Origin of the sequence: Kineococcus indalonis, assembly GCF_009906395.1 — a bacterium.
Lineage (GTDB): Bacteria > Actinomycetota > Actinomycetes > Actinomycetales > Kineococcaceae > Kineococcus > Kineococcus indalonis.
Genome location: NZ_JAAALM010000691.1, coordinates 1 through 1690, shown reverse-complemented (window position 1 = coordinate 1690; position 1690 = coordinate 1). Strand labels below are relative to the sequence as shown.

Here is a 1690-nt window from a genome sequence, read left to right as displayed (position 1 = left end):
CGCAGGCCCCGCAGGCGCCGCAGGGGCCCGGCGGCGGGGGTGCTCACCGCCCGGCCCCCTGCGGCGCCTGCGGGGCCTGCGGGCGCGCGGCGGCCACGTCGGCCAGGACGCGGCGCACGTCGTCGTCGGTGACGGCGGAGGCGGCGCGCCCGCCGTAGCGCACGTCCTCGAAGGCGCGCGCCGCGCGCGCCAGCCCCTCCGCGCAGCCGGGCAGCACCGAGGCCGCCTCCACGGCGGCCTCGTGCGCGGTGCGCCCCGGGCGGCGGTCCAGCAGCGCGCGCTCCTCCAGGGAGCGCACCAGCGCGCGGAAGCGCTCGGTGACGGCCTCGTCCCAGCGCCCGGCCGCGGCGGCCTCGTCGGCGCGGCGCACGTGCGCGGAGGACGGCTCCGGGCCGGCGTCGAAGACCTCCTCGACCGGCACGCCGCCGCTGCGGCGCAGCGGCCCGGCCACCAGCAGCACGACGGCGACCACGGCGAGCAGCAGGAGCACCACCACCAGCACCGCCGTGAGGCCGCTGCCCACCGCCGGCACCCGCACCCCGCTGAGCTGCTCCACCAGCCAGTCCCAGGCGCGCAGCAGCCACGAGCCGCGGTCCTGGCGGTACTCGCCCCCGGCGAGCTCCTCGGCCAGCAGCCGGCGCGCCCCGGTGCGGTCCGGGCGCACCGGCACGCCCGCGAGCACGGCCCCCAGGGCGCTCACCCGCCCGAGGCGGCGCGGTGCAGCTCCACGTCCAGGCCCTCGCGCCGCATCCGCAGGTCCACGTACAGCAGGGCCGTCACCGACGCCAGGAAGGGGTAGGCCACGACGCTGCCCAGCACCGAGCCCAGCGTGCCGACGGCCTGGGAGGCGGCCACGCTCAGCGTCACCGAGCTGCCGTCGAGCAGCGCCATCACCAGCGAGCCGAGCAGCGAGAACGGCGTCTGCACGGCGGCCACGACGACGAGGACCACCACGCTCGTCAGCAGCAGCACGCCCAGCGCGCGCCAGAAGGAGCCGCGCGTCAGCCGCCACGAGCGGCCCAGGGAGCGGCGCACCGACAGCCCCTCCAGCAGCAGCGCCGGCGCGGCCATCGACCACTTCACCCACAGCCACACGCCCACCGCGGCCCAGCCCAGCAGGCCCGCCAGCAGCAGCACCACGCCGGCGGTGGCGCCGGCCCGGCCGTCCACGAGGGTCAGCACCAGGGCGCCGGGCGCCAGGAGCAGCGCGCCGGCCGCGCCGGCCAGGGTCACCAGCACCGACAGCACCAGCAGGGGCAGCAGCCGCGGGCGGCTGACCCGCCACAGCTCGGCCACGGAGATCGTGCGCCCCAGCACGGCCCGGCTGACGCTGAGGATGAGCACGCCGTTGAGCAGCTGCACGGACACCACCTGCAGCAGCGTGCTCAGCAGGAACAGCGGCACGGAGGAGCCCAGGCCCAGCAGGAGCTCGGCGGGGTCGCCGGTGCCGGCCTCGAGCGCGGTGGTGGTGCGCACGACGTCGCGGGCCACCACCACCGAGGCCACCAGGGTGACCGCCGAGGTGGCGACCACCACGAGCGCGGACAGGCCGACCATGACGCGCGGGTTCTGCCGGAACGCGCGGAACGCGCCGTCCCAGATCTCCCCCAGGCCCAGCGGGCGCAGCGGCACGATGCCGGGCCGGGGCCGGGGGTCGACCGGCGCGGACCAGCCGGCGCGGCCCCAGCCC

2 protein-coding genes are annotated in these 1690 nt (G+C 78.8%); both read right to left on the bottom strand.

Features of this window, described 5'->3' with window-relative positions; all coding sequences use genetic code 11:
- Window positions 1–43: 43 nt before the first annotated feature.
- Window positions 44–700, bottom strand: a complete 657-nt coding sequence (locus GTR00_RS20325) for a DUF4129 domain-containing protein (RefSeq protein WP_166613346.1) — start codon at window positions 698–700, stop codon at window positions 44–46.
- Window positions 697–1690: glycerophosphoryl diester phosphodiesterase membrane domain-containing protein (locus tag GTR00_RS20320; protein WP_166613345.1), on the bottom strand; the 994-nt coding region annotated here is incomplete at its 5' end. The genes GTR00_RS20325 and GTR00_RS20320, both read right to left, overlap by 4 nt.